The following is a 25,640-nucleotide window of genomic DNA, read 5'->3' as shown; positions in this document are numbered from 1 at the left end:
ATGAAGACCCGCGCCGCCGTTGCGTTCGAAGCGAAGAAGCCGCTTGAGATCGTCGAACTCGACCTCGAAGGCCCGAAAGCGGGCGAGGTGCTGGTCGAGATCATGGCAACGGGCATCTGCCACACCGACGCCTATACGCTCGACGGCTTCGACAGCGAGGGCATCTTCCCGAGCGTGCTGGGGCATGAGGGTGCGGGCGTGGTGCGCGAGGTCGGCGCGGGCGTGACGAGCGTCGTCCCCGGCGACCATGTGATCCCGCTCTACACCCCCGAATGCCGCCAGTGCAAAAGCTGCCTTTCGGGCAAGACCAACCTCTGCACCGCGATCCGCGCCACCCAAGGCAAGGGGCTGATGCCCGACGGCACGACGCGCTTTTCGTACAAGGGCCAGCCGATCTTCCATTATATGGGCTGCTCGACCTTTTCGAACTTCACGGTGCTGCCCGAGATTGCGGTCGCGAAGATCCGCGAGGACGCGCCGTTCCAGTCGAGCTGCTATATCGGTTGCGGCGTGACGACCGGCGTCGGGGCGGTTATCAACACCGCGAAGGTGCAGGTCGGCGACAATGTCGTTGTGTTCGGCCTCGGCGGCATCGGGCTCAATGTGATCCAGGGCGCGCGGCTTGCGGGCGCCAACAAGATCATCGGCGTCGACATCAATCCCGACCGCGAGGCATGGGGCCGCAAGTTCGGCATGACCGACTTCCTCAACACCCGGGGCATGAGCCGCGAGGACACGGTCGCCGCGATCGTCCAGCTGACCGACGGCGGCGCCGACTATACGTTCGACGCCACCGGCAATACCGAGGTGATGCGGACCGCGCTCGAAGCCTGCCACCGCGGCTGGGGCACCTCGATCATCATCGGGGTCGCCGAGGCGGGCAAGGAAATCGCGACGCGCCCGTTCCAGCTCGTCACCGGGCGCAACTGGCGCGGCACTGCCTTCGGCGGCGCCAAGGGCCGCACCGACGTGCCGAAGATCGTCGACATGTATATGCAGGGCAAGATCGAGATCGACCCGATGATCACGCATGTCATGGGGCTGGAGGATATCAACAAGGGGTTCGACCTGATGCATGCGGGGGAAAGCATCCGCAGCGTGGTGGTTTATTGAAGCGCGCCGAAGCGGCCATAAGCTGGTATGTCCCCGCGAAGGCGGGGACCCATCTCGGAATGGTACCAAATGGCACGGGCGGATGATGGACCCCCGCCTTCGCGGGGGCACACGGCATTATTGAGCGAAGGGAGCGCATGTTTTGACCGGACCTTATGTCCTGACCTTCAGCTGTGTCGATGCGGTGGGCATCGTCGCCGCGGTGACGGGGCTGCTCGCGGAGCGCGACGGCTTCATCCTCGACAGCCAGCAATATGCCGACCTCGATTCGGGGCGCTTCTTCATGCGCGTCGAGTTCCGCGGTGCGGGGCCGCGTTTTCCGGCCGCCTTTGCGGGCGTGCAGGAAGCCTTCGCGCCGATCGTCGATCGCTTCGGCATGGACGCGCGGATCAGCGACGCCGCGGTCAAGCCGCGCTTCGTGATCGCGGTATCGCAGGGCAGCCACTGTCTCAACGACCTGCTCCACCGCTGGTCGACCGGCAACCTCGCGATCGACATCGTCGCCGTGGTATCGAACCACGAACATCTGCGCCGCCTTTCCGAATGGCACGGCGTGCCCTTCCATTATCTGCCCGTCAGCGACGCGAACCGTGCCGATCAGGAAGCGGCGATCCTCGACGTCATGGCGCGCGGCGGCGCCGAATATCTGGTGCTCGCGCGCTATATGCAGGTGTTGTCGCAGGATCTGTCGGCGACGCTCGCCGGACGCTGCATCAACATCCACCACAGCTTCCTGCCGGGCTTCAAGGGCGCGAAGCCCTATCACCGCGCGCAGGAGCGCGGGGTGAAGCTGATCGGCGCGACCGCGCATTTCGTGACGAGCGACCTCGACGAGGGGCCGATCATCGAGCAGGCGGTCGAGCGCGTCGACCATCGCGACGGGGTCGACGAACTGATCCGTATCGGCCGCGACGTCGAGGCGCAGGTGCTGGCGCGCGCGGTGCGTTGGGTTGCCGAACAGCGCGTGCTGATCGATGGCCGCAAGACGGTGGTATTTCGCTGACGAGGCTGGCACAGTTTCAGTATCGATTCGCAACGTAAAGGGAGAGAAAAATGTTCAGTCACGTCATGGTGGGGTCCAACGACATCGCCGCATCCAAGAAATTCTATGATGCGCTTTTCGCAGCGCTGGGTGGGCCGGAAGGCGTCATCGATCCAAAGGGCCGGCTGTTCTATATGAGCAAGACTGGCATCTTCGGCGTTTCGGTGCCGATCAATGGCGAGCCCGCGTGCCATGCCAATGGCGGCACGATCGGCTTCGCGGTCGAATCGCCCGAACAGGGCGACGCCTGGCACGCGGCAGGCGTCGCGAATGGCGGCAAGACCTGCGAAGATCCGCCGGGTATCCGCACCAGCGAAATGGGCAGCATGTATCTGGCCTATCTGCGCGACCCCGCCGGCAACAAGATCTGTGCGCTCAAGCGCATGTGATCGCGATGCGTGGCGAAGCGGGATTGCTGGACGATTTGAATGCGCTCGCAATCCCCTTCGCAGCCTATGAGCATGTCGCGGTGTTCACCGTCGCCGAGAGCGATGCGGTGAATGCCGCGATACCGGGCGCGCATACGAAGAACCTGTTTCTGAAGGATAATGGCGGCGCATTCTGGCTCGTCACCGTGCCCTCGGAGGCGCGCGTCGACCTCAAGGCCTTGCCCGCCGCGATCGGCAGCAAGCGCATGAGCTTCGGCAAGGCCGAGGATATGGCGCGCTTGCTCGGCATCGCGCCGGGGTCGGTCACGCCGCTCGCCGCTATCAATGCCGAACCGGACAGCATTACGGTCGTGCTCGACGAGACGCTGGCGGCCGCTGAGACGGTGAACGTCCATCCGCTGCGCAACACCGGCACGCTCGGTTTGTCGGGCGCGGCGATCCTCGACCTGCTGCGGCACTGGGGACACGCGCCGCTGGTGGCGCCGATCCCGATGCAGGCTTAGCCGGCCGCCATCGCCATCCACATCGCGCCGATCAGCGTGAAGGAACGCGGATCGCCGGTCAGCCCGCTGTTCATCTTGTTCATGACGTAACTGAAGGTCGCGCGGGCATCCATGTCGATGATGATCAGCGATCCGCCGTAGCCGCCCCAGTAAATCGTGTTGGGGTTGGGAAGCGGCACGAGTTCGCTCGGCAGGCCGAAGCCCATGCCATAGCGGATCGGAATGCCGAGAATCATGTCGGTGCCGGCACTCTGCAGCTCGAGCGCCCTGCGGCAGCCCGCTTCCGAGAGCAGGCGCTTGCCCTTTGCAACGCCGCCATTGGCGAGCAACGCGTGGATCTCGGCGACGCTGCGTGCATTGCCGGTGCCCCCCGCGGCGGGAATCTCGGCACCGCGCCAGGCCCGCGTGCGCGTCGCCGATACGTCGACGCCGGGGTTGGTGAAGGTCTTGCGCTGGATGTCGGTTGTGAAGGCGCTGATCGTTTCGGGGGGCGCGATCAGGTCGGCGACGCGGTGATCCTCCGATGCGGGCAGGCCGATGTGGAAATCGGCGCCGAGCGGTTCGGCGATCTCCTCGCGAAAAACCGTGCTGAGCGACTTGCCCGTGATGCGACGCACGACCTCGCCGACGAGGTAGCCCTGGGTGATCGCGTGATATCCCGGCGCGCTGCCCGGCCGCCACCAGGGCGCCTGCCCGGCCAGCAACGTGGTCACTTTGTCCCAGTCGTAGAAATCCTCGGTCGTCAGAGGTGTATCCCAGCCCGACAGGCCCGCGCTGTGGCTCATCAACTGCGCGACGGTGACGTCGGCTTTGCCATTGGCAGCGAACTCGGGCCAGTAGCGCGCGACGGGCGCCGCGAAATCGAGGTCGCCGCGGTCGGCGACGAGCAGCGCGGTGAGCGCGGTCATCGTCTTGGTTGTCGAATAGACGTTGACGATCGTGTCGGCCTGCCATGGCCGCGTCTTCGCCTCGTCGGCGTATCCGCCCCACAGGTCGACGACCGTCTCGCCCCCGATCGTCGCACAGAAGGAAAGGCCGACATCGGCGCCGCTGGCAAGGCTCGCCGCCATGCCGAGGCGTACGGCGGCGAAGCGGTCCTGACATCGTCCGTGAATGGCAGTATCGAACATCCGGCACGCGCTCCCCTTTTGAAATTGGCGCGAGCATGCCCTAGCAGGGTGGAAACACAAGCAGGACGACCCCATGCCCATCGAAACCCTCTCCACCAATCGCAGCCATGGCGGCACGCAGGGCGTGTACAAGCACGCGAGCACCGTCACCGGCACCGACATGATCTTTGCGGTCTTCGTGCCCGATCATGCGCCCGGCGCCAAGCTGCCGGTGCTGTGGTATCTGTCGGGGCTGACCTGCACGCACGCCAATGTGATGGAGAAGGGCGAGTATCGCGCCGCCTGCGCCGAGCATGGGGCGATCTTCATCGCCCCCGATACCAGCCCGCGCGGCGAAGGCGTGCCCGACGATCCCGACGAAGCCTATGACTTCGGGCTCGGGGCCGGCTTTTATGTCGATGCGACCGAGGAGCCCTGGGCGAAGAATTACCGGATGCGGTCGTACATCGAGGACGAACTGCCGTCGCTGGTGCTCCGCAATTTCGCCAGCGCCGATCTGACGCGGCAGGCGATCACCGGCCATTCGATGGGCGGCCACGGCGCGCTGACGATCGGGCTGCGCAACCAGGACCGCTTCCGCTCGGTGTCGGCCTTCTCGCCGATCGCTGCGCCGTCGCAATGCCCGTGGGGCGAGAAGGCGCTCGGCGGCTATCTGGGCGACGACCGCGAGGACTGGCATGCCTATGACGCGTGCGCGCTGCTCGATCAGGGGCTGCGCGTTCCCGACCTGCTCGTCGATCAGGGCGAGGCCGACAATTTCCTTGTCGAACAGCTGAAGACCGAACTGCTCGTCGAGGCGTGCGAGCGCAACGGGCAGAAGGCCGAAATCCGGATGCAGCCGGGGTACGACCACAGCTATTATTTCATCTCGACCTTCATGGCCGAGCATGTCGCGTGGCACGCGGAGCGGTTGAAGGCGTGAAACACCCATCCCGCAAGCGGGAGGGAATTTAAATGTGTTCCGGAATCAGCAGGCTCGACCCGGTCGTGCGCCCGGCTTCGAGATCGGCGTGCGCGTGCGCGGCATCCTGCAGCGAATAGCGCTGCCCGACCGTGATTTTCACCGCGCCGCTTTCGACCATCTCGAACACGCGCGCCGCGCCGGCGGCGCGCTCGCCGGGATGGAGATAATAATCGAACAAGGTCGGGCGGGTGACGAATTGCGAGCCGTGTTGCGCCAGGACGCCGAGGTTGACCCCCGTCACCGCCCCGCCGGCATTGCCATAGCTGACGATCAGCCCGCGCCGCGCCGTGGCCTTGAGCGAAGTTGCCCAGGTCGCCATGCCGATCCCGTCGAAGGTGACGGGCACGCCCTGGCCGTCGGTGATCTCGCGGACGTGCGCGGCGACGTCGTCGGTCTTGTATCGGATGACATGGTCGGCGCCGGCTTCGCGCGCGGCATGTTCCTTGACTTCGGTGCTGACCGTCCCGATGACGGTCGCGCCGATCGCCTTCAGCCATTGCACGAGGATCAGCCCCACCCCGCCGGCCGCGGCATGAACGAGGACGGGCCAGCCGGCCTCGACCTTGGCGCAGCGTTCGACGAGCGCTTCGACGGTCGCGGCCTTGAGCAGCGCCGCCGCCGCGGTCTCGTCGTCGATCGTCGCGGGGAGCTTGAACAGCGAGGCGGCGGGAACGAGCCGCGCGCTGGCGTAGGCGTTGCGCTGCGGTCCGAAGGTCGCGACGCGGTCGCCGGGTTTGAGCCCGTGAACGTCGGCGCCGACCGCGATCACCTCGCCCGCGGCTTCGACGCCGAGCCCGCCGGGCAGCTCGACCGGATAGGTCCCGTTGCGATGGTAGATGTCGATATAGTTGAGCCCGACCGCGGTCTGCCGCACCAGCACCTGGCCGGGTTCCGGATCGCCCAGCGTGACCTCACGCCAATCGATGACCTCGGGGCCGCCCTGGCTTTCGATAAAGGCCTCGATCGCTTGCATGGCGCGTCTCTCCTGCTGTCCGGTCCATCTGGCGAGCCGGAGCGGGGAGTGCAAGGGCGGTTCGGCCACTTATCCCGTCATTGCGAGGAGTCCCGGACCTGATCCGGGGCGACGCGGCAATCCAGGGCGGTGCAGGGCCGCTCTGGTTTGCTTCCCCCGGCTTTCGCCGGGGTCGCAATGACGGCTATTTCGAACGGCGCGGGCTGCGCTGGCCGTAGGGCTTGGGTTTGTAGCGATCGTTGCCGCCAGGCCCACCGGGACCGCGCGGTCCACGCGGGCCGGCGCGGTCGCTGAAGCTGCGGTCGCCGCCGGGCGCGCGGCCAAGTGTGCTGCGCGGAGCGCCGTCGCGCGGACCCTTGTCGCGCGGGCTCTTGTCGCGGCGCGGCGGATAGGTCGGGCCGTCGGGCGCGGGGGTGATCGACACACCGCTGTCGTCCTCGCCGTCCTGATTTGCAGTGCGCGTGACGGCTTCGGCGAAGCGGTCGGCAATGGCGCGCGGGATGTTGAACATCGTTTCCTTGGGACCGATGCGGATCGCGCCGATCTCGTTCTTGCTCACATGGCCGCGGCGGCAGAGCAGGGGGAGGATCCAGCGCGGGTCGGCATTCTGGTGGCGGCCGATATTGAGGCGGAACCACACGGCGTCCTCGAAGCCTTCGCGGCGGTCGGCGCTGCCGCGGTCCGGACGCTCGAAGCGCTCGCCACGTTCGGGGCGGCCGGCACCGTCGCGGCCGCGCGAGCCGTTGTCGAGCAGGTCCTCGGGCGGTGGCATCAGCGCGCGATGCGCCTGGACGAGCGAGGCGGCGATATCCTCGGGCGTGCGCTCGGCCATCAGGCGCTGCGCCAGTTCGATATCCTCGGGCTCATGCTCGACGGGCGTCAGCAGCTTCTCCATCAGCCGTTCCTGATCGCGCTGGCGCACGTCGGCGGCGGTCGGCGCGTCCATCCACTCGGCGTTGATGCGCGCACCGCGCAGCATGCCGTCGACGCGGCGGCGGCGCGGATAGGGGACGATGATGACCGCGGTGCCCTTTTTGCCTGCGCGGCCGGTGCGGCCCGAACGGTGCTGGAGCGCTTCGGCGTCGCGCGGGATTTCGACGTGGATGACGAGACTCAGCGTCGGCAGGTCGATACCGCGCGCGGCGACGTCGGTCGCGACGCAGACCTTGGCGCGGCGGTCGCGCAGCGCCTGCAGCGCCTGGTTGCGTTCGTTCTGGCTATGCTCGCCCGACAGGGCAACCGCGGAGAAGCCGCGCTCGACCAGGCTGGCGTGCAGGCGGCGGACATTGTCGCGCGTCGCGCAGAACAGCATCGCGGTTTCGGCATCGTGGAGGCGGAGCAGGTTGACGACCGCGCCCTCGATGTCGGCGGGGGCGACGGTCACCGCCTGATAGGCGATGTCGCCATGGCCGCGGTCTTCACCGACGGTCGAGATGCGCAGCGCATCGCGCTGATACCGCTTGGCGAGCTGGACGATCGGCTTCGGGAGCGTCGCCGAGAACAGCAAGGTGCGGCGCGTTTCGGGGGTGCCATCGAGGATTTCCTCAAGGTCGTCGCGAAAGCCCATGTCGAGCATTTCGTCGGCCTCGTCGAGGATCGCGACGCGGAGCGCGCTGAGGTCGAGCGCGCCGCGTTCGAGATGGTCGCGCAGGCGTCCGGGCGTGCCGACGACGATCTGCACGCCCTGACCGAGCGCACGGCGTTCCTTGCTGGCGTCCATGCCGCCGACGCAGGTCGCGATGCGCGCTCCCGCCTTGGCATAGAGCCAGCCGAGTTCGCGGCTGACCTGCAGCGCGAGTTCGCGCGTCGGCGCGACGATCAACGCGAGCGGCGAGGTCGCGAAGGGCAGCCGACCGTCCTCGATCAGCTCGTCGGCCATTGCGAGGCCGAAGGCGACGGTCTTGCCCGAGCCGGTCTGCGCCGAAACGAGGAGGTCGCGGCCCTTCGCTTCGGATTCGGTGACCTGGGTCTGGACGGGGGTGAGCGCTTCGTATCCGCGCGCGACAAGGGCGTCCGAAAGGACGGAGGAAAGATTTTCGAAAGGCATTTATATCTCAACAATATGGGCGGTCACCGGTGCGGTGACGAGCCGACGGAAAAGGGGCTCAATGGGCTTAAATCACCTGTCCGGCAGCGTGTCCGCTCGCCCAGGCCCATTGAAAATTATAGCCGCCTAACCACCCTGTGACATCTACGGCTTCGCCGACCGCATAGAGGTTCGGGACGGTTTTGGCCATCATTGTTTGCGAGGACAGGTTTGCGGTCGAGATTCCCCCCACGGTAACCTCGGCCTTCGCGAAGCCTTCGGTGCCGTTGGGGTGGAAGGTCCAGCGCGCAAGTTTCGCCTCGGCATCGGTGAGCTTGCGGTCGGTTTGCGCGGCAAGTTCGCCGGGAAGCGCAAGGCGTTCGGCCAGCGTTTCGGCGAGACGATCGGGCAGCGCGGCGCCAAGCGCGGTTCGGAGCGTGCTGCGCGGGCGGGCGCGCTTGGCATCGAGCAGCCAGCCCGGGGGCGCGTCGGGAAGGAAGTCGATCGTCACCGACTCGCCATGACGCCTATAGCTGCTGATCTGCAGGATCGCAGGGCCCGACAGGCCCTTGTGCGTGAAGAGCGCCGCCTCGCGGAAGGCCGTCTTGCCTGCACGCGCTTCGACCGGCGCGGCGATGCCCGACAGCTCGCGGAACAGGACATCGTCGCCGCCGAGCGTCAATGGAACCAGCGCGGGAAGCGGTTCGACGACCTTCAGGCCGAACTGGCGCGCGAGATCATAGGCGAAGCCGGTTGCGCCCATCTTCGGGATCGACGGGCCGCCCGTGGCAATGACGAGAGATGCGGCCGTGAAATTCTGTTCGCCAAAGCGGACGGCGAATTTGCCGTCGGCATGGGCGACGTCGCTCACCGGCTGACCGGTGCGGACCTCGACACCGGCTTTGGCGCATTCCTCGAGCAGCATCGCGACGATCTGTTTCGCCGAACCGTCGCAGAAAAGCTGGCCGAGCGTCTTTTCATGATAGGCGATGCCGTGGCGCTCGACGAGCGCGATGAAATCGGCAGGGGTGTAGCGCGCGAGCGCTGACTTGGCGAAATGCGGGTTCGCCGAAAGGAACCGGTCGGGCGCGGTGTGGATGTTGGTGAAGTTGCAGCGGCCGCCGCCCGAGATGAGGATCTTCTTCCCCACCTGATCGGCATGGTCGAGCAGCAGAACGCGCCGTCCGCGTGCGCCAGCGACCGCCGCGCACATCAGTCCGGCCGCGCCGGCACCCAGCACGATGGCGTCGTAAGTTGTCATGTCGGACCTTAGCGCAGCTTCGCGATCGGGAGGCCGTCCGCCTTGGCGCGGATTTTCACCGATTCCTCACTGCGCGTCAGCGCCTTCGCGATGGCTTTGAGCGCCATGCCCTTCTTGGCGAGCGTGTGGAGCTTGTCGATCTCGGCGGCGGTCCAGGGCTGTTTGTGGCGTTCGAACTTGTCCTTCATGCCATGACCTCCGGATCGGCGGCAGCGGCGAGGATTTCGATGGCGTCCTCGCGGCCCTGGAATTCGACCACGTCACCGGCTTCGGCGCCCATCAAGGCGCGGCCGAGCGGCGCGGTGAAGGCGATGCGCCCAGCGGCCGGATCTGCCTCATCATGCCCGACGATGGTGAGGGCACGCTCGGTGCCGTTCAGCGTGTATCGAACGCGGCTGCCGATGCCGACGAGCCCTTCGCCGGCCGGTGCCTGCACCTCGGCGGTCGCCTTGCGCGTGTTGAAGTAGCGGAGCTGGCGCTGGAGCTTCTTGCGCGCCTCCTCCTCGCCCTCGGCCGCGATCGCCGCTTCGAGACGCGCGACCGCTTCGCCAAGCAGGCGGAGCCCGCGGGGCGTCACGAGGTTCGCGCCGGCCGGGATCGGCAGCTCATATTCGGGTTCTTTATGCTCGTCGTCGCTTTCGCGGCGGAAGGCTACGCTCATCGTCTCTTTTCCTGATCTAGGCGCGCCCCTGCGCGAGGAAGGTGGCGACAAGATGGCACAAGGCGTAACCTGTTCGGCATCCCGCGCGAAACAGGGACGATGCCATCCCCCGCATCATCCATTTCTTAAAGGGAGTAATGACCATGACGAATGCACTCAAACTGTCGCTCGCCGCCTCGGCCGTTCTTGCCATGGCCGCCGGCACGATGGCCGCCCCTGCCGCGGCTGCCGACGGCGCGAAGGAAAAATGCTACGGCGTTTCGCTCAAGGGCAAGAATGATTGCGCCGCGGGTCCGGGCACGAGCTGCGCCGGTACCTCGACCGTCGACTATCAGGGCAATGCCTGGAAAAATGTCCCGAAGGGTACCTGCGTCAAGATGGGGGGCACGCTGGCCGCGCACAAGGGCCATGCGAAGCCGGTTCCCAAGAAGAGCTGATCTTGTCCGTCCCCCCGCTCCACTCGCTGCCGCCGCGTGCCGGCATAGGGCTTCGATCCCGGCACTATGCCGACGTGCTCGATGCGGCGGAGCGGGGGGCGGCGCCCGCCTGGGCCGAAGTTCACCCCCAAAATTACTTCGGCGCGGGCGGGCCACCGCATCGCTGGCTGACCGCGATTGCGGACCATATGCCGCTGAGTTTCCATTCGGTCGGCCTGTCGCTGGGCTCGGCGTCGGGCGTTGACGCCGACGAGTTGGAAGCGCTCGCGGCGCTGTGCGACCGTTATGAACCAGCAATGGTTTCCGACCATCTGAGCTGGAGCAACGGGCCGGACGACAAATTCCCCGACCTGCTGCCCATCCCCTATACCAACGCTGCGCTCGATCATTTCGTTGGCGAAGTGGCCCGCGTGCAGGACCGGCTCGGCCGGAGCATCCTCATCGAAAATCCTTCGCGCTATCTCGCTTATGCCGAGAGCGACTGGGACGAAGTGCAATTCCTCCACGAACTCTGCCGCCGCAGCGGCTGCCGCCTGCTGCTCGACATCAACAATGTCGAGGTGTCGGCGTTCAATCTGGGGCTCGATCCTGCGCCTTGGCTCGATGCGTTCGACCCGGCTCTGGTCGGCGAGATCCACGTCGCCGGCCATGCGGTGAAGGACGACGAGATGGGTGGGCTGATCGCGATCGACGATCATGGATCGGCGGTACGCCCGCGCTGCTGGGACTTGCTCGCGACCTTCCTGCGGCGCGCGGGGCCGAAGCCGGTGCTCGTCGAATGGGACACCGACGTTCCGGATTATGATGTCCTCATGGCCGAGGCGGCGAAAGCCGACGCGCTGATCGAGCCGGTCGATGCTTGAGCGCGAGCAGGCGGCGATCGCGGCGACGCTGCTTCACGGACCCGACCATCTGCCCGCCGGATTGTTCGCTGGCGATGACAATGCCGTGCTGCGCGGGCTGCGCGTCCACGCCAACACCGTCTCGCACGCGCGGCTCGTCGCGCTCGAAGAGACGTTTCCGCGCACGCGCGACTATCTCGGTGAGGCCGAATTCAATCGCCTGTCGCGTGCCTTCGTCGAGGGCGGCGGCGCCGAACGCCTCGCGTTACCAGATATCGGCCGCGATTTCGCGGGCTGGCTGGGCGACCCGCTCGCCGCCGACCTCGCGCGGGTCGAATGGGCGTGGCTCGAAAGCTACAACGCCGCCGACGCGCTGCCGCTTCGCCTCGCCGATCTCGCGGGATATGACGAAGCCGCGCTGCTCGGCCTGACCGTCCGCCTGCACCCCGCCACGCGGATCGTGAAGCTGGCGAGCGATGCCGCGCCGCTGATCGACCCCGCTTTCGCGCCCGGCACCGCAGCTCTGCTGGTCACGCGGCCCGACGCCGAGGTGCGGCTGTTCGCGCTGCATCCTGCCGACGATATCGCGCTCGACCGCGCGAAAGAAATTTCGACCCTTGGTAACCTCATCGCTTCGCTCGCCGAAATGCATCCCGACGGTGGTGCCGCAATCGCGGCGCTGATCGACGCAGGGGCATTTGAAAAGGTTTGAGAGATGAATCGCATTGTCGCCTTTTACGACCGCGGCGTGGCGATCGCCGCTTCGCGAATTCCCGAATCGATCGCATTGTTCCTGCTCCGCCTGGCGCTCGCAGGGGTGTTCTGGCGTTCCGGCCAGACCAAGGTGATCGAGGGAAGTTTTCTGCAGATCGACCCGTCGCAATATGACCTGTTCGCCTCGGAATTCTCGGGGCTGCCACTCGACCCGGCGATCGCGGTGCCGCTGACCACCTATGCCGAGCATTTCTTTCCGATCCTGCTGCTACTCGGGCTTGCGACGCGCTTTTCGGCCGGCGCGCTGCTGGTGATGACGATGGTCATCCAGATATTTGTCTTCCCCGACGCCTGGTGGCCGGTGCATTCGCTGTGGGTCGCGATGGCGGCGATCCTGATCGTACGCGGCGGCGGGCTGTTTTCGCTCGACGCGCTGCTTGCTAGGCTGCGGCCGCAATGAGCATCGACGAACCCTCGCTCGCGCGCCTGATGGCCGCATCGCAGCGGGGGGATCGTGCGGCCTATCGCGCACTGCTCGGCGATTGCCGGAAATGGCTCGCGCGCTATTTCGCGCGCCGGATCGCGCCGCATCTGATCGACGATCTGGTGCAGGAGACATTGGTGTCGATGCACCGCAAGCTCGCGACGTGGGATTCGGGGCGGCCGTTCCTGCCCTGGCTCGCGGCGATCGCGCGCTATCGCTGGATCGACATGCTGCGCCGCCAGCGCGACGAGGCCGAGCTTGGCGACAATGACGCCGCCGTCGGCGCCGAGGACGATGCCGTCCACGCGCGGATCAGCATCGACCGGATGCTCGGTTACCTGACGCCGGGACAGGCGCAGGCGATCACGTTGGTAAAGATAGAGGGCGCTTCGATCGCCGAGGCCTCGAAAATATGCGGCCAGAGCGAAAGCCTGGTGAAGGTGAATATCCATCGCGGGTTGAAGAAGCTCGCGCAATTGATTGAAAGTGAATGAAATGAAGGACGCATCGATCGACGCGCTGATCGACGGTCTCGCCACCGATCTGAAGCCCGTCCGCCCGCAGCGTCTGCTGCGCGGCGGGCTTTGGGTCGCGGCGGGCTGGATCGCGGGAGGCGCTGCGCTGCTCTGGCTGTTCGGGATGCGGCACGACCTGTCGGCCGGGCTTGCGATGGCACCGCTGCCGATGCTCGCCTTCTGGCTGATCGCCGCGCTCGGCATGGCGGCAGCGTGGAGCGCGCTGCGCATGGGGCTTCCCTCGGTCGGGCGCGACTATAGCGGCTGGCGCTGGGCAGGGCTCGCGGCGCTTGCGCTGCCTCTGAGTGCGATCTTCATCGGCTTTGGCGACAGCCACAGCGCGATGGAGGCGATGCGCCCCGAACATGGCATGCGCTGCACGGTCGACGGGCTGATCGCCGGGATCGGCGTCGGCGCTGCGCTGTTCGCGTGGCTGAAAGGCGGCGCGCCGACCTCGCCCGCGCGTGCGGGCTGGGTGATCGGGATCGCCGCCGGATCGGCGGGGGCGACCGCCGTCGGGCTCCACTGCTCGTCGAACGACATGATCCACATCGCGATGTGGCACGGGCTCGCCATCCCGCTGTGGGGCGTTGCCGGCCGCGTGCTGCTCGCGCCGCTGCTGCGCTGGTAGGACGAACTGGACAGCAAATATCCTTCCGTGTTATGTAAGTAATACACGAAGGAGATTGGCGATGCGAAACCGGATGATGGCGGTGCTGCCGCTGGCTCTTGCCATGGCGACCACGGCGTGCAGCCACGAAGGGAAGGGCGAGCAGGACGGCGGCAAGCGCACGGTCGATGCCGGCCCCGCGACGACGCAGAGCTATGACCTCAAGGGCTTCACCGCGGTCAAGGTTGCGGGCCCCGACGATGTCACCATCCGCCAGGGGGAGGCCTTCGCGATCACGGCGAAGGGCCCGAAGGCGATCCTCGACGATCTGGAGATCGAGCTGGACGGCGACACGCTGTCGGTCGGCCGCAAGAAATCGGGTTTCAGCTTCTCGCATCGCGACGATGACGGCGTGCGGATCGAGGTGACGATGCCGAAGCTGGTTGCGGCGCGGCTGACCGGATCGGGATCGATCGATGCCGACACGCTCGACGGCGATGCGGTCGAGGCGATCGTCACCGGATCGGGCGACCTCAAGGCGGCCAAGCTCACCGGCCGGAGCGCGAAGCTCAGCATTTCGGGATCTGGCGATATCGAAATCGGCGGCGGCACGGTCGCCAGCGGTGACTATAGCATCACCGGATCGGGCAACATCGACGCCGAAAAGCTCGCCGCGCAGACGATCAACGCGTCGATCGCCGGATCGGGCGATATCGACGCGCAGGCGACGGGCAAGGCCGACATCAACATATTGGGATCGGGCGACGCCAATATCAGCGGCGGCGCCAATTGCACGACGCGCGCGATGGGGTCGGGCACTGCGACCTGCAAGTAAAGCGCGCTGGCACCGATGCTGCGGAACGGTTAAAGCCTGCCCATGACCCTGACCCTGCGCTGGGCCGCGATCGCGGCCATTGCCATCCTGTCCACCGGCCCCGCCTCCGCGGCCGAGAAGCGCTATGGCCTCACCAGTTTCGAGACGATCGAGGTCAATGGCGATTTCACGGTCGAGGTGGCGACGCGCGCGCCGGTCAGCGCGATCGCGACGGGCCCCGCCGATGCGCTCGACCGGCTGACGCTCGAAACGCGCGACGGGCGGCTGGTGATCGGCGAGAAGAAATTCGCGGGCGACGAGAGTCGCAAAAGTCCGGTCGGCGGGGTCGTGATCCGCGTCAATGCGGCGAACCTTGCCTCGGCGAGCCTCGCGGGCGCGGGTTCGCTCCAGATAGACCGGCTGAAGGGGACGCGCGTTTCGGTCGGGCTTCAGGGTCCGGGAAGGCTGACCGTCGGTGATATCGCGACCGACCGGCTGCTCGTCGTGATGGTCGGCAACGGGTCGATGACGCTGGCGGGCAAGGCGAAGCAGGGCCAGCTCAGCCTGTCGGGCGCGGGCGGGATCGACGCCGGGGCGCTCGCGATCGACGAGCTGATCGCCGACGGTGAGGGCGCGGGCGATCATGTGCTGCGCGCGGTCAAGAGCGCCACGATCACGTCGCGCGGGATCGGCAAGACGGTCGTCCTCGGCCGGCCCACCTGCACCGTCCGCAATATCGGCAGCGGATCGGTGACCTGCGGCGCGGCGAAATAAACCTCGCGACCATGTTCCCCTTTCTGAAGAAATCGCCGCCGCCGCCGTCAGTCCCACCCGAAATCGCCATCGGCGCGGTCGAGGGCGTGCCGCCTCCGGCCGTACCCGAAACGCGGCGGCGCAAATGGGCGAGGCGCATTTCGCGCGGCTTCGCGATCTTCGCGGTGACTTTCATTCTCCTCGTCGGCTGGCTCGCGCTCACCGCGCCGCTGTCGAAATCGCTCGAACCGATCGCGCCGCCCGAGGTGACGTTGCTCGCCGCCGACGGCACGCCGATCGCGCGTGCCGGGGCGATCGTCGACAAGCCGGTCAAGGTCAGCGCGCTCCCCAAGCATGTCACCGGCGCTTTCCTCGCGATCGAGGATCGGCGTTTCTACAGTCATTGGGGCGTCGATCCGCGTAGCGTCGGGCGCGCGGTGTGGAGCAATGTCACCGGCGGGCGCACGCAGGGCGGCAGCACGATCACGCAGCAACTCGCGAAATTCACCTTCCTGACCCCCAAACGCACGCTTGGGCGCAAGGCACGCGAGGCGCTGATCGCCTTCTGGCTCGAGGCGTGGCTGACGAAGGACGAGATCCTCGAACGCTATCTCTCGAACGCCTATTTCGGCGACAATACCTATGGACTGCGCGCGGCGTCGCTCCATTATTTCTATCGCCAGCCCGAGAAGCTGACCCCGGCGCAGGCGGCGATGCTTGCTGGACTGGTGCAGGCGCCGTCACGGCTGGCGCCGACAAAGAACCCCGACCTTGCCGCAAAGCGCATGAAGCTCGTCGTCGATGCGATGGTCGACACCGGCACGATCACCGCGGCAGAGGCGAAAGCGATGCGGACGCCGCGCATCGACGTTCGCGCGCGCAACGATCTGCCGACGGGCACCTATTTCGCCGACTGGGCGCTGCCCGAGGCGCGCAGGCTCTCTGACGTCGGCTATTCGCGCCAGACGATCCGCACGACGCTCGACGCGCGGCTGCAGGGGATCGCGCGGCGCGTCACCAGCCGCGCGGCGCCGGGCAAGGCGCAGGTCGCGCTCGTCGCGATGCGGCCGAACGGCGAGGTCGTCGCGATGGTCGGCGGGCGCGACTATGCCGCCTCGCCCTTCAACCGCGTGACGCAGGCGCGGCGCCAGCCGGGCTCGACGTTCAAGCTGTTCGTCTATCTCGCCGCGCTGAAGGATGGAAAGCGGCCCGACGACCTGATCGACAATCGCGCGATCACGACGGGGTCGTACCAGCCGAAGAATGCCGGCGGCGCCTATTCGGACACGATCACGCTGGAGGACGCGTTCGCGACATCGAGCAATGTCGCGGCGGTACGCCTGCTGCGCGAGGTCGGCGACGACAAGGTCATTCGCGTGGCGCGCGATCTTGGCGTCACCTCGCCGCTGGCGCGTGGTGACCCGAGCCTTGCGCTCGGCACGTCGAGCATGACCCTGCTCGAACTCACGGCCGCCTATGCCGCGGTCGCGGCCAACAGCTATCCGGTCGTGCCGCACGCGTTCAAGGAGGAGGAAGCGGGCTGGTTCGAGCGCTGGTTCACCGGCCCCAGGCATTTCCCCTCGGGCGTCCACGACGATATCGAACAGATGCTGCGCGCCGCGGTCAATCGCGGCACCGGCCGCGCGGCGCGGCTGCCGCAGGCCAATTTCGGCAAGACCGGCACCAGCCAGGACAGCCGCGACGCGCTGTTCGTCGGTTATGCGAATGGCCTCGTCGTCGGGGTGTGGATCGGCAACGACGACAATTCGCCGCTGCAGGGCATTTATGGCGGCGGGCTGCCCGCGCGCATCTGGCGCGACTTCATGGTGCAGGCGAACGGGCAGGCCGTGCCGCGCAAGGCGCCGCCCGCGCGCGCCGAGGATCCCGGCACGCCGGTTCAGCCGCTCGACATTCCCGAGATCCCCGCGATCCCGATCGACGACAAGACGAGCGTCGGGGTGAAGGATGGCAATGCGGTGATCAGCACCGAAATCGGCGGAACGAAGGTCGATCTGAAGCTGCCGATCGGCGACCGGCCACCGGCGCCGCCGCCCGCGCCGGCGCAAACGCCGCCGTAGCGGCGCGGAATTTTGCTGCCATCGGCGAAACCGGCGCTATAGGCTGGCGCGATGCTGATCGTCGAAACCCATGAGGCCCGCCCCTGGCCCGACGCGCTCGATTGGGAAGCGCGCGGCGGGGAGGCGGCGAAGGCCGCGCTCGCGCTGACACCCTATGCGGCGCTTGCCGACGCGGCGCCGATGGTCGAGATCGCGATCCGGCTGACCGACGACGCCGAGGTCCAGGCGCTCAACCGCGACTTTCGCGGCAAGGACAGACCGACCAACGTCCTCTCCTTTCCGCAGGTGCAGGCCGACCTGCTCGAAACGCTCGCCAATAGTGACGATGGCGAAATATTGCTCGGTGATATCGTGCTCGCGCGCGAAACCTGCGCGCGCGAGGCGGCGGAGAAGGGGATTGCGCTGGCGGATCATGCGACGCACCTGATCGTCCACGGCACGCTCCACCTCGTCGGCTATGACCATATGGACGCCGCCGCCGCCGCCGCGATGGAGGCGCTGGAGGTGAAAGCGCTTGCATCGCTGGGCATCGCCAATCCATATGCCGATCAGGACTAACAGGGAAAAGCGACGCACATGCCCGACGATCAGGGATCTTCGAACCGATCGGAAGAGGACAGTAGATCCGGCCTGCTGGCCGGATTGAAGACATTGTTGTTCGGCGGCGACAAGGAACCGTCGCTGCGCGAGCAGATCGAAGAGGTCATCGACGAAGCCGAGGAAGAGGGCGACGAGCGGCGCGGCAGCAGCGTCGTCGGCGACCTGTCGCTCATCGAGCGCAAGATGGTGCGCAACCTGCTCCACTTCGGCGAGCAGACCGTCGACGATGTCGCGGTCCCGCGCGGCGAGATCATCGCCATCCCTGAAAGCGCTACTTTCGCCGAGATCGTCGCGGTCTTCGCCGATGCGGGGCACAGCCGCCTGCCGGTCTATCGCGAGACGCTCGACGAGGTCGTCGGGATGATCCACGTCAAGGATGTGTTCGCCGTGCTCGCCGCGGGCAAGACGCCGCCGCCGCTGATCGACCTCATTCGCCAGCCGCTTTATGTGCCGCAGTCGATGGACGTGCTCGACCTGCTGGCCGAAATGCGCGCGAAGCGGACGCATCTGGCGATCGTGATCGACGAATATTCGGGGACCGAGGGCCTCGTCACCTTCGAGGATCTGGTCGAGGAGATCGTCGGCGAGGTCGAGGACGAGCATGACGACGAGCCGACCGCGCTCTTCGTGCGCAACGACGACGGCAGCTGGGACGCCGACGCGCGCGCCGAACTCGACGATATCGGCGAGGCGATCGATCCGCGGCTTGCCGAGGTCGAGGAAGATGTCGACACGCTGGGCGGCCTTTCGGCCGTGCTCGCGGGGCATGTGCCCGAGGTCGGCGAAGTTCTGCAGCATCCGAGCGGCTGGCGGATCGAAGTGATCGAGGCCGACGAGAAACGCGTCCACCGCCTGCGCCTTCACCCGCCGGTCGAGGTCGACCTCGAGGCGCCGCTCGACACCGGCGGCGACTAGTCGGGCCGGACGTTCACCACATTGTATCGCAGCGCTTCCTGAATCGTCAGGCATCGGCGCGTCGAACGGTCGCTTTCGGTCGCGATCGCCTTTTGTCGGTACATGATGTCGGACAACAGGTCGCGCGAGACGTCCAGGCGGATCAGCAGGTCATTATCCTCGGTCGCCATCAGCGCTGCCTCGCGCTCGACATCGCTGATCAACTCGGTGGTCGATTCGGTACCCAATGCGACGCTCGACTGAATGGCATTCTTGTCGCCGGTCATCGTGAACATGTGGACCATGAAATAGCCGCCGGGATCGATCGTTCGCGCGCGGCCGCCCATGAAGACGAAATTGCAGGCACTGAAACACGTCCATCCCGACGGGATTCGGGTGACCATCTGACGGTCCTTGCTGAACTTGCGGATCAGCAAGCCCGCGGCATTGCCGGCGCGGGCATCGCCGCCCGGCGACCGGATCCATATTTCGCTGATCGATGGATTGTCGGTCAGAATCTTTTCGAGCCGCGCGGGAAGTTCGCTGTCGACGCGGCCTTCGGCCAGCAGCACCTTTTCTCCGCTGCGCACAAACGGCGTCAGCACCATCTTCTTATAGTCCGACCAGTTGGGATTGGCGGGGCACGTCGGGTTGTCGGGGTCCATCCCGGGAGGCGTCGCGCCGCCGCAGGCCATGAGGGCGACCAGAGCGGAAATCGGCTTGATCCAGCGGCGCATGAAACCACCCCCTTTCGATCCAGGCTGTGGGCCACTGGATCATGCTAAGCCATCGGCGGCACCAAGACAATAACGGGCGGCGCGCCGCAGCCGCTGTGACCGGCGTCATTGGCCGAACTTGTGGTTCCGCTCATTCGAGACTAGCCTTTTCAATCAAGGAGGGAGGGCATGCGGCCTGTGCTGCGAGGGAAATCGCTGCTCGCGATCATTGGCTCGATATGGCTTTCGAGCGGTGCCGTCGCCGGCGCCTGGCAAGGCGAGCCTCGTCCGGGCGAGGGCGACAAGGCGTTCGTTCCGCCGGCCGTCGTCGAACCGCCGCTGCCCAATCTGCCGGCGCGCCCGGCGCTCGATACCGCAAGCTATCCCGACTGCCGCGAGGATTACCGGAAGATCAAGGCGCCGTTCGATCGGGCGGCCGCGATCAATCGCTGCACCCTTTCGATCGATGATTATTACAACAAGAAGATGCTGCCCTACCGCGAGGCGATGATCGCCTATCAGCAGGCCTTGTCGTCGCTCTATCTGTCGCAGGTTGGCGGCAATAAACGCTATTCGGCCGCGACGCAGGATCGCTTCTATCGGGCGATTATGGCCGAGCATGCCGCCTCCGATCCCGAAGGCGCGAACCTTGCCGCCTATCGCGGGATCGAGGCCCGATATCAGACCGACCGTGCCTATCTCGCCGACCGGTACTGCTTCAACACCGGATGCAATGGCTATCCGGTTCCGGCCGATGCCGCCAGCGGCCCGGTACCGCCAAAGGCCGCGAAGGAGAGAAAAGAGCGCGACGCGCAGACCAAACAGGCCAGCCGCGACGCCGATCCCAAATGCAAACGTGCCCGCAAGCGCGGCGGCGCGCTGGGCGGGCTGCTCGGCGGGGTCGCCGGCAGCGCCGCGGGCCTAAAAGGCGTCGGCACGGCGATCTCCGGACTGGTAGGCGCCGTGCTCGTCGCCGAAATCGCGTGCCAGCTCGACGAGAAGGAACAGAAGGTCGCTGCCGAAGCGACCGTCGCGGTGACGAAAAAGGAAGAGGTCGGCGCGACCGCCCACTGGACCAGCCCGACGCGTCAGGGCGTCGGCGGATCATCGACGATCACCGCCCTCAATACCGAACCCAACGGCACCAAATGCCTGGCGATCACCGACATCGCCATCATCGAAGGCGAGGAGACGCGCGTGTCGAAACGCATGTGCCGGTCGAAACCGGGCGAACCGTACAGCGTCATGGCCTGATAGCGGCGTTGCCTTTGGCGAACGAGAGGACTAGCGCAGGCGAAATGGACATTTCCGACCTGCGCATCGCCCTGTTCAGCGGCAATTACAATATGACTGTCGATGGAGCGAACAAGGCGCTCAACCGCCTCGTCGGCTATCTGCTCTCGAAGGGCGCGGCGGTTCGCGTCTATTCGCCGACCGTTGCCGACCCCGATTTCGAACCGACCGGCGATCTGGTCAGCGTACCGTCGATCGCGATCCCCGGCCGCGCTGAATATCGCATCCCCTTGTCCTTTTCGTCGCGGGTGCGCGAGGATATCGCCAAATTCGCACCGAATGTGATGCATATTTCCAGTCCCGACCGCGTCTCGCGGCAGGCGGCGGCGTGGGCGCGGCGGCGGCATATTCCCATCACCTGTTCGGTTCACACGCGCTTCGAAACCTATTTCCGCTATTATAATCTCTCGTTCCTCGAGCCGCTCGTCGTCGCGTGGCTGCGCAAGCTCTATCGCAAGTGCGACGCGCTGATCGCGCCGTCGGAAAGCTTCGCGCAGGTGCTGCGGCAACAGCGGATGAACTATGATATCGGCATCTGGACGCGCGGCGTCGAGCGCGACACCTTCAATCCGGGGCGCCGCGACTTGAGCTGGCGCCAGTCGTGGGGCATCGCCAACGACACGCCGGTCATCGCATTCCTTGGCCGCCTTGTGATGGAAAAGGGGCTCGACGTGTTCGCCGACACGATCGACCAGCTCGAGCGCCGCAAGGTGCCGCATCAGGTCGTCGTGATCGGCGAGGGGCCGGCGGGCGAGTGGTTCGAATCGCGGCTGCCGGATGCGAAATTCGTCGGTTTCCAGGGCGGCGAGAACCTCGCGCGCGCGCTCGCGTCGTGCGACATGCTGTTCAACCCCTCGGTCACCGAAACCTTCGGCAATGTGACGCTGGAGGCGATGGCGTGCGGGTTGCCCGTCGTCGCGGCGCGCGCGACGGGCAGCGCGAGCATCGTCAAGCACGGCCAGACCGGCTTTCTCGTCGCGCCGGGCGCGATCGGCCTGTTCGCCGACGACCTCGAACTCTATTGCCGCGATCCCCAGCTTCGCGTCGCGCACGGGCAGGCGGCGCTGGTCGAGAGCGGCGCCTATCAATGGGATGCGATCAACCAGTCGGTCGCCGACACCTATCTGCGCCTGATCCGCCAGAAACAGCGGCGGCGGGGCTGATCGCATGGCGGCGGACCTGTTCGGCGAGGATGCGCCCGCACGGCAGGAAGCTCCGGGCGCCGCGCCGCTCGCCGAGCGGCTTCGCCCGCGCCTTTTGGCCGACGTCGTCGGGCAGGAGCATCTGACCGGACCCGACGGCGCGATCGGGCGGATGGTTGCTGCGGGACAATTGTCATCGATCATCCTGTGGGGCCCGCCCGGCACCGGCAAGACGACGATCGCGCGATTGCTCGCCGAGGCGGTGGGGATGCGCTTCGCGATGCTCTCGGCGGTATTCTCCGGCGTGGCTGACCTTCGGCAGGCCTTTGCCGATGCGGAGAAGATGGCGGCGGCGGGCAAGCGCACGCTTTTGTTTGTCGACGAGATTCACCGCTTCAACCGTGCGCAGCAGGACGGCTTCCTGCCCTATGTCGAGCGCGGGACCGTGGTGCTCGTCGGCGCGACCACGGAAAACCCGAGCTTTGCGCTCAACGCCGCGCTGCTCAGCCGCGCGCAGGTGCTCGTGCTGAACCGGCTCGACGAAGCGGCGCTCGGGACGCTGGTCGCGCGCGCCGAAGCCGAGGTGGGGAAGCCGCTGCCGGTGACCGATGAGGCGCGCGCCGCGCTGGTCGCGAGCGCCGACGGCGACGGGCGCTTCTTGCTCAACCAGGTCGAGACGCTGTTTTCGGTGGCGATCGACCAGCCGCTCGACGCAGGCGAGCTCGCGGCTTTCCTGCATCGCCGGATGCCGGTCTATGACAAGGATCGCGACGGCCATTATAATCTCATCTCGGCGCTGCATAAGGCGCTGCGCGGATCGGACGCGCAGGCGTCGCTCTACTGGCTCGCGCGAATGCTCGTTGCGGGCGAAGAACCGCTCTACCTTCTTCGCCGCCTGACGCGCTTCGCGAGCGAGGATATCGGGCTCGCCGATCCGCAGGCGCTGGTGCAGTGCCTTGCCGCGAAGGATGCGTACCAGTTTCTGGGTTCGCCCGAGGGCGAGCTGGCGATCGTGCAGGCGTGTCTCTACCTCGCGACCGCGCCCAAGTCGAACGCCGCCTATATGGCGCAAAAGGCGGCGTGGGCGGCGGCGCGCGACACCGGATCGCTGGCACCGCCCGCGAACATCCTCAACGCCCCGACCAAGTTGATGAAGGATCTGGGCTATGGTGCCGGCTACAGCTACGATCATGATGCGCCCGACGGCTTTTCGGGGGACAATTACTGGCCCGACGAAATGCCGCCGGCGGAATTCTACCGCCCCGTCGACCGCGGCTTCGAAAAGCGGATTGCGGAACGTCTCGCCTGGTGGGACGAGCGGCGGCGCGAGCAGCGGGGCGGGTGACGATGGCAGGGGTGCGTTTCGACGATTGGGACGATGTCGTCGCTTTCGCCTGTGCGCTGCCCGAGGTCGCGATGCTGCCTTTCTATGGCACCCCCTGCCCGAAGCTCAATGGTAAGGCGCTGGCAGCGCCGGGGCGCGAGCCGGGAAGCTTCGCGGTGATGTGCAAGCCCGACGAGAAGGAAATCCTGCTTGAAACCGATCCCGACACTTTCTGGCAGACCCCGCATTATGAAGGCTGGCACGCGCTCCTCGTCCGCTTCGGCTCGCGCGATCCCGGGCGCGTCGCCGACGTCATCCGCCGTGCCTGGTGGGACCGCGCCAAAAAGGAGCAGCGCAGCGCGTTCGGCGAGCGGCCCTGAGATGCTGGTGCGGTTCGTGCTTGGCCTGCTGCTCGCAGCGACGGCTGCCCCAGCGGCCGCGCAGGTGCTCGCGAATGCCGAGATCAACCGTGCCTGGGCGGCGGGCTATCGCGCCGCCTTCACCTGTTCGGCCTTGTGGAACGGCGCGGGCAAGCCGCTCGATGCGATCGAGCGCGACGAGCTGACCGGCATCTATCCCGAGATCGAGGCCGATGTCCGCCTGCTCAAGGCCGATGTCGATACGGCGGCGAAGATTGTCCGTGTGCGCTACCGTGACGACATGCCGCCGCGCATGGCCGTGTGGGGTGCAAGCGACGGTTGTGTGACGCTGCCGATCGGCGCGACGTCGCTGCCGGTGTCCGGCGGCTCACGGGCACGGCCGAACCTCGACGATCGTCCCTGGCCGATGGGCGACAAGGGCGCGCGGGCGCCGGTCGCGCGTGGCCTGACGACGTTCGGCACCGCGACGATGGATATCCAGCGATTCGGCGGCAGGACCAGCGCGCTGCTAGTCCTGAAAAACGGCAAGATCGCGGTCGAGCGCTATTGGGGCGGGCATGATTTGCACACCGCGCAGCGGACCTTCTCGGTCGCCAAGTCGATGGCTGCGACCCTGATCGGCCGCGCCGTGCTGCGCGGCTTGATCGACGTGACGAAGCCCGCGTCGATCGCCGAATGGCAATCGCCGGGCGATCCGCGCTCGCCGATCACAACCGAGCAGCTGATGCGCATGGCGAGCGGGCTGACCAGCGATACCGCGGGCAACCGCAGCGATGCCATCTATATGGGTGGGGCATCGGTGCGCCAGTGGACGACGCAATGGCCGCTGCTGAACCCGCCGAATACGCGCTATCGCTATGCCAACAACGACACGCTGCTCGCGACGCTTTCGCTCAGGGCGGCGGCGGCGAAAGCGGGTCAGGCGCTCGACCCCAATGGCTTCTTCGACCGCATCGGGATGACCCGGACCTTCGCCGAGCATGACGTGAACGGCGACTATATCCTCTCGAGCCAGGTGTGGACGAGCGCGCGCGACCTCGCGCGGCTGGGTTTGCTCTATCAGGACGATGGAATGTGGCAGGGTGCGCGATTGCTGCCCGCGGATTGGCGCGGCTTCGTCACCGCGCCGAGCGGCCCGCAGCCCGAGGGGCCGTTCGGCTATGGCGCGGGCTTCTGGCTCCTGAACGAGTCGCCCGGTGTTCCGGGCGATGCGTTCGGCGCGTTCGGCAACCGCGGCCAGTATCTGGTCGTCATTCCGTCGCGCCGCCTGATCGTCGTCCGGCAGGGCTATGACGATCACAAGCAACGGCTCGATATCGCGAAGCTGGTCGCTGCGGTCGTGGCGGCCGACGACAAGGCGTCGTCGTCGCAAAGGCGCTAGAGTGCGTTGGTTTTGATTGAATCAAAACGCCACTCTAGACTCCTGTTTTTCCTTGATTTCCGAGCCGTGAAATGTTCCCTTTCACTCGAAATCACTCTAGTCCATCCCGGGATAGCGGTTGAACGCGGGCATCTCGTCCAGCGTCTCCATCCAGCCGATCCGCTCGGCGACCTGGATCTGGGCGCCGGCGGGGATCAGGTCCGGGTCGTCGAGCGTTCCCGTCTGCACGTCGATCTTGCCCGGAAAGACCGCCTCGTTGGTATAGAAGAGCCCGGTGCCGCAGTCGCCGCAGAAGTGGCGTCGGCCATGTTCGGACGAGGCGTAGATCTTGGCGGTTCCGCTCGTCTCGAAATCGGCCTGGTTCACCATCGCCCAGGCCACCATCGGTGCGCCGGCATGGCGCCGGCAATCGCTGCAATGACACAGCGCGTGATGGTCGACCTCGGTCGGCATCGAATAGCGGATGGCGCCGCAATGACACCGCCCGCTGGCACGCGAATCGCTCATGGGGACATCTCCTCCTGAAATGAGAACATAACATAAACATAAAATTGGGCAACATGGTCAGCGCCGATCTTAGGTGCGCGTTAACCATATCGGC

29 protein-coding genes are annotated in these 25,640 nt (G+C 66.5%); 21 read left to right on the top strand and 8 right to left on the bottom strand.

Features of this window, described 5'->3' with window-relative positions; all coding sequences use genetic code 11:
• From ATE64_RS18795 to ATE64_RS18780, 4 genes are all read left to right on the top strand, one after another.
• Positions 1-1,113: an S-(hydroxymethyl)glutathione dehydrogenase/class III alcohol dehydrogenase gene (locus ATE64_RS18795; protein WP_058457302.1), complete on the top strand. Its 1,113-nt coding sequence runs from the start codon at positions 1-3 to the stop codon at positions 1,111-1,113.
• 142 nt (positions 1,114-1,255) lie between these two features.
• A complete protein-coding gene (purU, locus tag ATE64_RS18790; protein WP_058457301.1) occupies positions 1,256-2,116 on the top strand; it encodes a formyltetrahydrofolate deformylase in 861 nt (286 codons plus the stop codon).
• A gap of 50 nt (positions 2,117-2,166) precedes the next feature.
• Positions 2,167-2,544, top strand: coding sequence for a VOC family protein (locus ATE64_RS18785; protein ID WP_058457300.1), 378 nt, complete (start codon positions 2,167-2,169; stop codon positions 2,542-2,544).
• A gap of 23 nt (positions 2,545-2,567) precedes the next feature.
• Complete coding sequence (locus ATE64_RS18780) at positions 2,568-3,047, top strand: prolyl-tRNA synthetase associated domain-containing protein (RefSeq protein WP_331458624.1); 480 nt, start codon at positions 2,568-2,570, stop codon at positions 3,045-3,047.
• Here the strand turns inward: ATE64_RS18780 and ATE64_RS18775 are convergent.
• Positions 3,044-4,177, bottom strand: coding sequence for a serine hydrolase domain-containing protein (locus ATE64_RS18775; RefSeq protein ID WP_058457299.1), 1,134 nt, complete (start codon positions 4,175-4,177; stop codon positions 3,044-3,046). The genes ATE64_RS18780 and ATE64_RS18775 overlap by 4 nt on opposite strands.
• 73 nt (positions 4,178-4,250) lie before the next feature.
• On the opposite strand from ATE64_RS18775, the gene fghA reads away from it, so the two are divergent.
• Positions 4,251-5,099: an S-formylglutathione hydrolase gene (fghA, locus tag ATE64_RS18770; RefSeq protein WP_058457298.1), complete on the top strand. Its 849-nt coding sequence runs from the start codon at positions 4,251-4,253 to the stop codon at positions 5,097-5,099.
• Between the two features lie 28 nt (positions 5,100-5,127).
• Here the strand turns inward: fghA and ATE64_RS18765 are convergent, their stop codons facing one another.
• The 5 genes from ATE64_RS18765 to ATE64_RS18745 form a co-directional block, all read right to left on the bottom strand.
• Positions 5,128-6,114: a quinone oxidoreductase gene (locus tag ATE64_RS18765; protein ID WP_058457297.1), complete on the bottom strand. Its 987-nt coding sequence runs from the start codon at positions 6,112-6,114 to the stop codon at positions 5,128-5,130.
• Between the two features lie 184 nt (positions 6,115-6,298).
• Positions 6,299-8,161, bottom strand: coding sequence for a DEAD/DEAH box helicase (locus ATE64_RS18760; RefSeq protein WP_058457296.1), 1,863 nt, complete (start codon positions 8,159-8,161; stop codon positions 6,299-6,301).
• A gap of 67 nt (positions 8,162-8,228) precedes the next feature.
• Complete coding sequence (locus tag ATE64_RS18755) at positions 8,229-9,401, bottom strand: NAD(P)/FAD-dependent oxidoreductase (protein WP_058457295.1); 1,173 nt, start codon at positions 9,399-9,401, stop codon at positions 8,229-8,231.
• A gap of 8 nt (positions 9,402-9,409) precedes the next feature.
• Positions 9,410-9,589, bottom strand: a complete 180-nt coding sequence (locus tag ATE64_RS18750; RefSeq protein WP_058457294.1) for a hypothetical protein — start codon at positions 9,587-9,589, stop codon at positions 9,410-9,412.
• Positions 9,586-10,062, bottom strand: coding sequence for a GreA/GreB family elongation factor (locus tag ATE64_RS18745; protein ID WP_058457293.1), 477 nt, complete (start codon positions 10,060-10,062; stop codon positions 9,586-9,588). Before ATE64_RS18745 ends, ATE64_RS18750 begins: the two co-directional genes overlap by 4 nt.
• A gap of 143 nt (positions 10,063-10,205) precedes the next feature.
• Here ATE64_RS18745 and ATE64_RS18740 point away from each other — a divergent pair, with 143 nt between their 5' ends.
• The 11 genes from ATE64_RS18740 (at position 10,206) to ATE64_RS18690 (ending at position 18,824) form a co-directional block, all read left to right on the top strand.
• On the top strand, positions 10,206-10,499 hold the full coding sequence (locus tag ATE64_RS18740) for a DUF2282 domain-containing protein (protein WP_058457322.1): 294 nt from the start codon (positions 10,206-10,208) through the stop codon (positions 10,497-10,499).
• 2 nt (positions 10,500-10,501) lie between these two features.
• A complete protein-coding gene (locus tag ATE64_RS18735; RefSeq protein ID WP_058457292.1) occupies positions 10,502-11,362 on the top strand; it encodes a DUF692 domain-containing protein in 861 nt (286 codons plus the stop codon).
• Positions 11,355-12,053, top strand: coding sequence for a putative DNA-binding domain-containing protein (locus tag ATE64_RS18730; protein ID WP_058457291.1), 699 nt, complete (start codon positions 11,355-11,357; stop codon positions 12,051-12,053). The genes ATE64_RS18735 and ATE64_RS18730 overlap by 8 nt, the downstream gene beginning before the upstream one ends.
• 3 nt (positions 12,054-12,056) lie before the next feature.
• A complete protein-coding gene (locus ATE64_RS18725) occupies positions 12,057-12,515 on the top strand; it encodes a DoxX family protein (protein ID WP_058457290.1) in 459 nt (152 codons plus the stop codon).
• Entirely contained in the window at positions 12,512-13,033 is a 522-nt protein-coding gene (locus ATE64_RS18720; RefSeq protein WP_058457289.1) for a sigma-70 family RNA polymerase sigma factor, read from the top strand. Before ATE64_RS18725 ends, ATE64_RS18720 begins: the two co-directional genes overlap by 4 nt.
• Position 13,034: 1 nt before the next feature.
• A complete protein-coding gene (locus ATE64_RS18715) occupies positions 13,035-13,685 on the top strand; it encodes a DUF1109 domain-containing protein (RefSeq protein WP_058457288.1) in 651 nt (216 codons plus the stop codon).
• Between the two features lie 61 nt (positions 13,686-13,746).
• Complete coding sequence (locus tag ATE64_RS18710) at positions 13,747-14,499, top strand: head GIN domain-containing protein (RefSeq protein ID WP_058457287.1); 753 nt, start codon at positions 13,747-13,749, stop codon at positions 14,497-14,499.
• A gap of 42 nt (positions 14,500-14,541) precedes the next feature.
• Complete coding sequence (locus tag ATE64_RS18705; protein ID WP_058457286.1) at positions 14,542-15,252, top strand: head GIN domain-containing protein; 711 nt, start codon at positions 14,542-14,544, stop codon at positions 15,250-15,252.
• An 11-nt stretch (positions 15,253-15,263) separates the two neighbouring features.
• Entirely contained in the window at positions 15,264-17,309 is a 2,046-nt protein-coding gene (locus tag ATE64_RS18700) for a transglycosylase domain-containing protein (protein WP_082657838.1), read from the top strand.
• 51 nt (positions 17,310-17,360) lie between these two features.
• Positions 17,361-17,867 carry an rRNA maturation RNase YbeY gene (ybeY, locus tag ATE64_RS18695; protein WP_058457285.1) on the top strand — a complete coding sequence of 169 codons (507 nt, stop codon included), beginning with the start codon at positions 17,361-17,363 and terminating at the stop codon, positions 17,865-17,867.
• An 18-nt stretch (positions 17,868-17,885) separates the two neighbouring features.
• Entirely contained in the window at positions 17,886-18,824 is a 939-nt protein-coding gene (locus ATE64_RS18690; RefSeq protein WP_058457284.1) for a hemolysin family protein, read from the top strand.
• Here the strand turns inward: ATE64_RS18690 and ATE64_RS18685 are convergent.
• Positions 18,821-19,540 (bottom strand): hypothetical protein, encoded by a 720-nt coding sequence (locus ATE64_RS18685; protein WP_231729181.1) that lies wholly within the window; start codon positions 19,538-19,540, stop codon positions 18,821-18,823. The genes ATE64_RS18690 and ATE64_RS18685 overlap by 4 nt on opposite strands.
• Positions 19,541-19,708: 168 nt before the next feature.
• Here ATE64_RS18685 and ATE64_RS18680 point away from each other — a divergent pair, with 168 nt between their 5' ends.
• From ATE64_RS18680 to ATE64_RS18660, 5 genes are read left to right on the top strand one after another with little or no spacing between them, the layout of a single operon-like run.
• Complete coding sequence (locus ATE64_RS18680) at positions 19,709-20,773, top strand: hypothetical protein (RefSeq protein ID WP_058457283.1); 1,065 nt, start codon at positions 19,709-19,711, stop codon at positions 20,771-20,773.
• Positions 20,774-20,817: 44 nt separating this feature from the next.
• Entirely contained in the window at positions 20,818-21,975 is a 1,158-nt protein-coding gene (locus ATE64_RS18675) for a glycosyltransferase family 1 protein (RefSeq protein ID WP_058457282.1), read from the top strand.
• A gap of 4 nt (positions 21,976-21,979) precedes the next feature.
• Positions 21,980-23,299, top strand: a complete 1,320-nt coding sequence (locus ATE64_RS18670) for a replication-associated recombination protein A (RefSeq protein WP_058457281.1) — start codon at positions 21,980-21,982, stop codon at positions 23,297-23,299.
• Between the two features lie 2 nt (positions 23,300-23,301).
• Positions 23,302-23,658, top strand: coding sequence for an MmcQ/YjbR family DNA-binding protein (locus ATE64_RS18665; protein WP_058457280.1), 357 nt, complete (start codon positions 23,302-23,304; stop codon positions 23,656-23,658).
• Between the two features lies 1 nt (position 23,659).
• On the top strand, positions 23,660-25,039 hold the full coding sequence (locus ATE64_RS18660; protein ID WP_058457279.1) for a serine hydrolase: 1,380 nt from the start codon (positions 23,660-23,662) through the stop codon (positions 25,037-25,039).
• Between the two features lie 96 nt (positions 25,040-25,135).
• Here ATE64_RS18660 and ATE64_RS18655 read toward each other — a convergent pair whose 3' ends face one another.
• The gene (locus tag ATE64_RS18655; RefSeq protein ID WP_058457278.1) at positions 25,136-25,546 is read right to left on the bottom strand and encodes a GFA family protein; all 411 of its coding nucleotides are present in this window, start codon (positions 25,544-25,546) and stop codon (positions 25,136-25,138) included.
• Between the last annotated feature and the right edge of the window lie 94 nt (positions 25,547-25,640).

The sequence above is a fragment of the Sphingopyxis sp. H073 genome (assembly GCF_001468395.1).
Taxonomy (GTDB): Bacteria; Pseudomonadota; Alphaproteobacteria; order Sphingomonadales; family Sphingomonadaceae; genus Sphingopyxis.
Note: the sequence above shows the minus strand (reverse complement) of the source record. Positions and strands in the feature narration are given on the sequence as shown.

Excerpts from the sequence above, each read along its gene's own strand:
- ATE64_RS18795 (WP_058457302.1), top strand. The coding sequence starts at position 1 with ATGAAGACCCGCGCCGCCGTTGCGTTCGAAGCGAAGAAGCCGCTTGAG.
- ATE64_RS18785 (WP_058457300.1), top strand. The coding sequence starts at position 2,167 with ATGTTCAGTCACGTCATGGTGGGGTCCAACGACATCGCCGCATCCAAG.
- ATE64_RS18775 (WP_058457299.1), bottom strand. The coding sequence starts at position 4,177 with ATGTTCGATACTGCCATTCACGGACGATGTCAGGACCGCTTCGCCGCC.
- fghA (WP_058457298.1), top strand. The coding sequence starts at position 4,251 with ATGCCCATCGAAACCCTCTCCACCAATCGCAGCCATGGCGGCACGCAG.
- ATE64_RS18765 (WP_058457297.1), bottom strand. The coding sequence starts at position 6,114 with ATGCAAGCGATCGAGGCCTTTATCGAAAGCCAGGGCGGCCCCGAGGTC.
- ATE64_RS18760 (WP_058457296.1), bottom strand. The coding sequence starts at position 8,161 with ATGCCTTTCGAAAATCTTTCCTCCGTCCTTTCGGACGCCCTTGTCGCG.
- ATE64_RS18755 (WP_058457295.1), bottom strand. The coding sequence starts at position 9,401 with ATGACAACTTACGACGCCATCGTGCTGGGTGCCGGCGCGGCCGGACTG.
- ATE64_RS18750 (WP_058457294.1), bottom strand. The coding sequence starts at position 9,589 with ATGAAGGACAAGTTCGAACGCCACAAACAGCCCTGGACCGCCGCCGAG.
- ATE64_RS18745 (WP_058457293.1), bottom strand. The coding sequence starts at position 10,062 with ATGAGCGTAGCCTTCCGCCGCGAAAGCGACGACGAGCATAAAGAACCC.
- ATE64_RS18740 (WP_058457322.1), top strand. The coding sequence starts at position 10,206 with ATGACGAATGCACTCAAACTGTCGCTCGCCGCCTCGGCCGTTCTTGCC.
- ATE64_RS18730 (WP_058457291.1), top strand. The coding sequence starts at position 11,355 with ATGCTTGAGCGCGAGCAGGCGGCGATCGCGGCGACGCTGCTTCACGGA.
- ATE64_RS18725 (WP_058457290.1), top strand. The coding sequence starts at position 12,057 with ATGAATCGCATTGTCGCCTTTTACGACCGCGGCGTGGCGATCGCCGCT.
- ATE64_RS18720 (WP_058457289.1), top strand. The coding sequence starts at position 12,512 with ATGAGCATCGACGAACCCTCGCTCGCGCGCCTGATGGCCGCATCGCAG.
- ATE64_RS18715 (WP_058457288.1), top strand. The coding sequence starts at position 13,035 with ATGAAGGACGCATCGATCGACGCGCTGATCGACGGTCTCGCCACCGAT.
- ATE64_RS18710 (WP_058457287.1), top strand. The coding sequence starts at position 13,747 with ATGCGAAACCGGATGATGGCGGTGCTGCCGCTGGCTCTTGCCATGGCG.
- ATE64_RS18705 (WP_058457286.1), top strand. The coding sequence starts at position 14,542 with ATGACCCTGACCCTGCGCTGGGCCGCGATCGCGGCCATTGCCATCCTG.
- ATE64_RS18700 (WP_082657838.1), top strand. The coding sequence starts at position 15,264 with ATGTTCCCCTTTCTGAAGAAATCGCCGCCGCCGCCGTCAGTCCCACCC.
- ybeY (WP_058457285.1), top strand. The coding sequence starts at position 17,361 with ATGCTGATCGTCGAAACCCATGAGGCCCGCCCCTGGCCCGACGCGCTC.
- ATE64_RS18690 (WP_058457284.1), top strand. The coding sequence starts at position 17,886 with ATGCCCGACGATCAGGGATCTTCGAACCGATCGGAAGAGGACAGTAGA.
- ATE64_RS18685 (WP_231729181.1), bottom strand. The coding sequence starts at position 19,540 with ATGCGCCGCTGGATCAAGCCGATTTCCGCTCTGGTCGCCCTCATGGCC.
- ATE64_RS18680 (WP_058457283.1), top strand. The coding sequence starts at position 19,709 with ATGCGGCCTGTGCTGCGAGGGAAATCGCTGCTCGCGATCATTGGCTCG.
- ATE64_RS18675 (WP_058457282.1), top strand. The coding sequence starts at position 20,818 with ATGGACATTTCCGACCTGCGCATCGCCCTGTTCAGCGGCAATTACAAT.
- ATE64_RS18670 (WP_058457281.1), top strand. The coding sequence starts at position 21,980 with ATGGCGGCGGACCTGTTCGGCGAGGATGCGCCCGCACGGCAGGAAGCT.
- ATE64_RS18665 (WP_058457280.1), top strand. The coding sequence starts at position 23,302 with ATGGCAGGGGTGCGTTTCGACGATTGGGACGATGTCGTCGCTTTCGCC.
- ATE64_RS18660 (WP_058457279.1), top strand. The coding sequence starts at position 23,660 with ATGCTGGTGCGGTTCGTGCTTGGCCTGCTGCTCGCAGCGACGGCTGCC.
- ATE64_RS18655 (WP_058457278.1), bottom strand. The coding sequence starts at position 25,546 with ATGAGCGATTCGCGTGCCAGCGGGCGGTGTCATTGCGGCGCCATCCGC.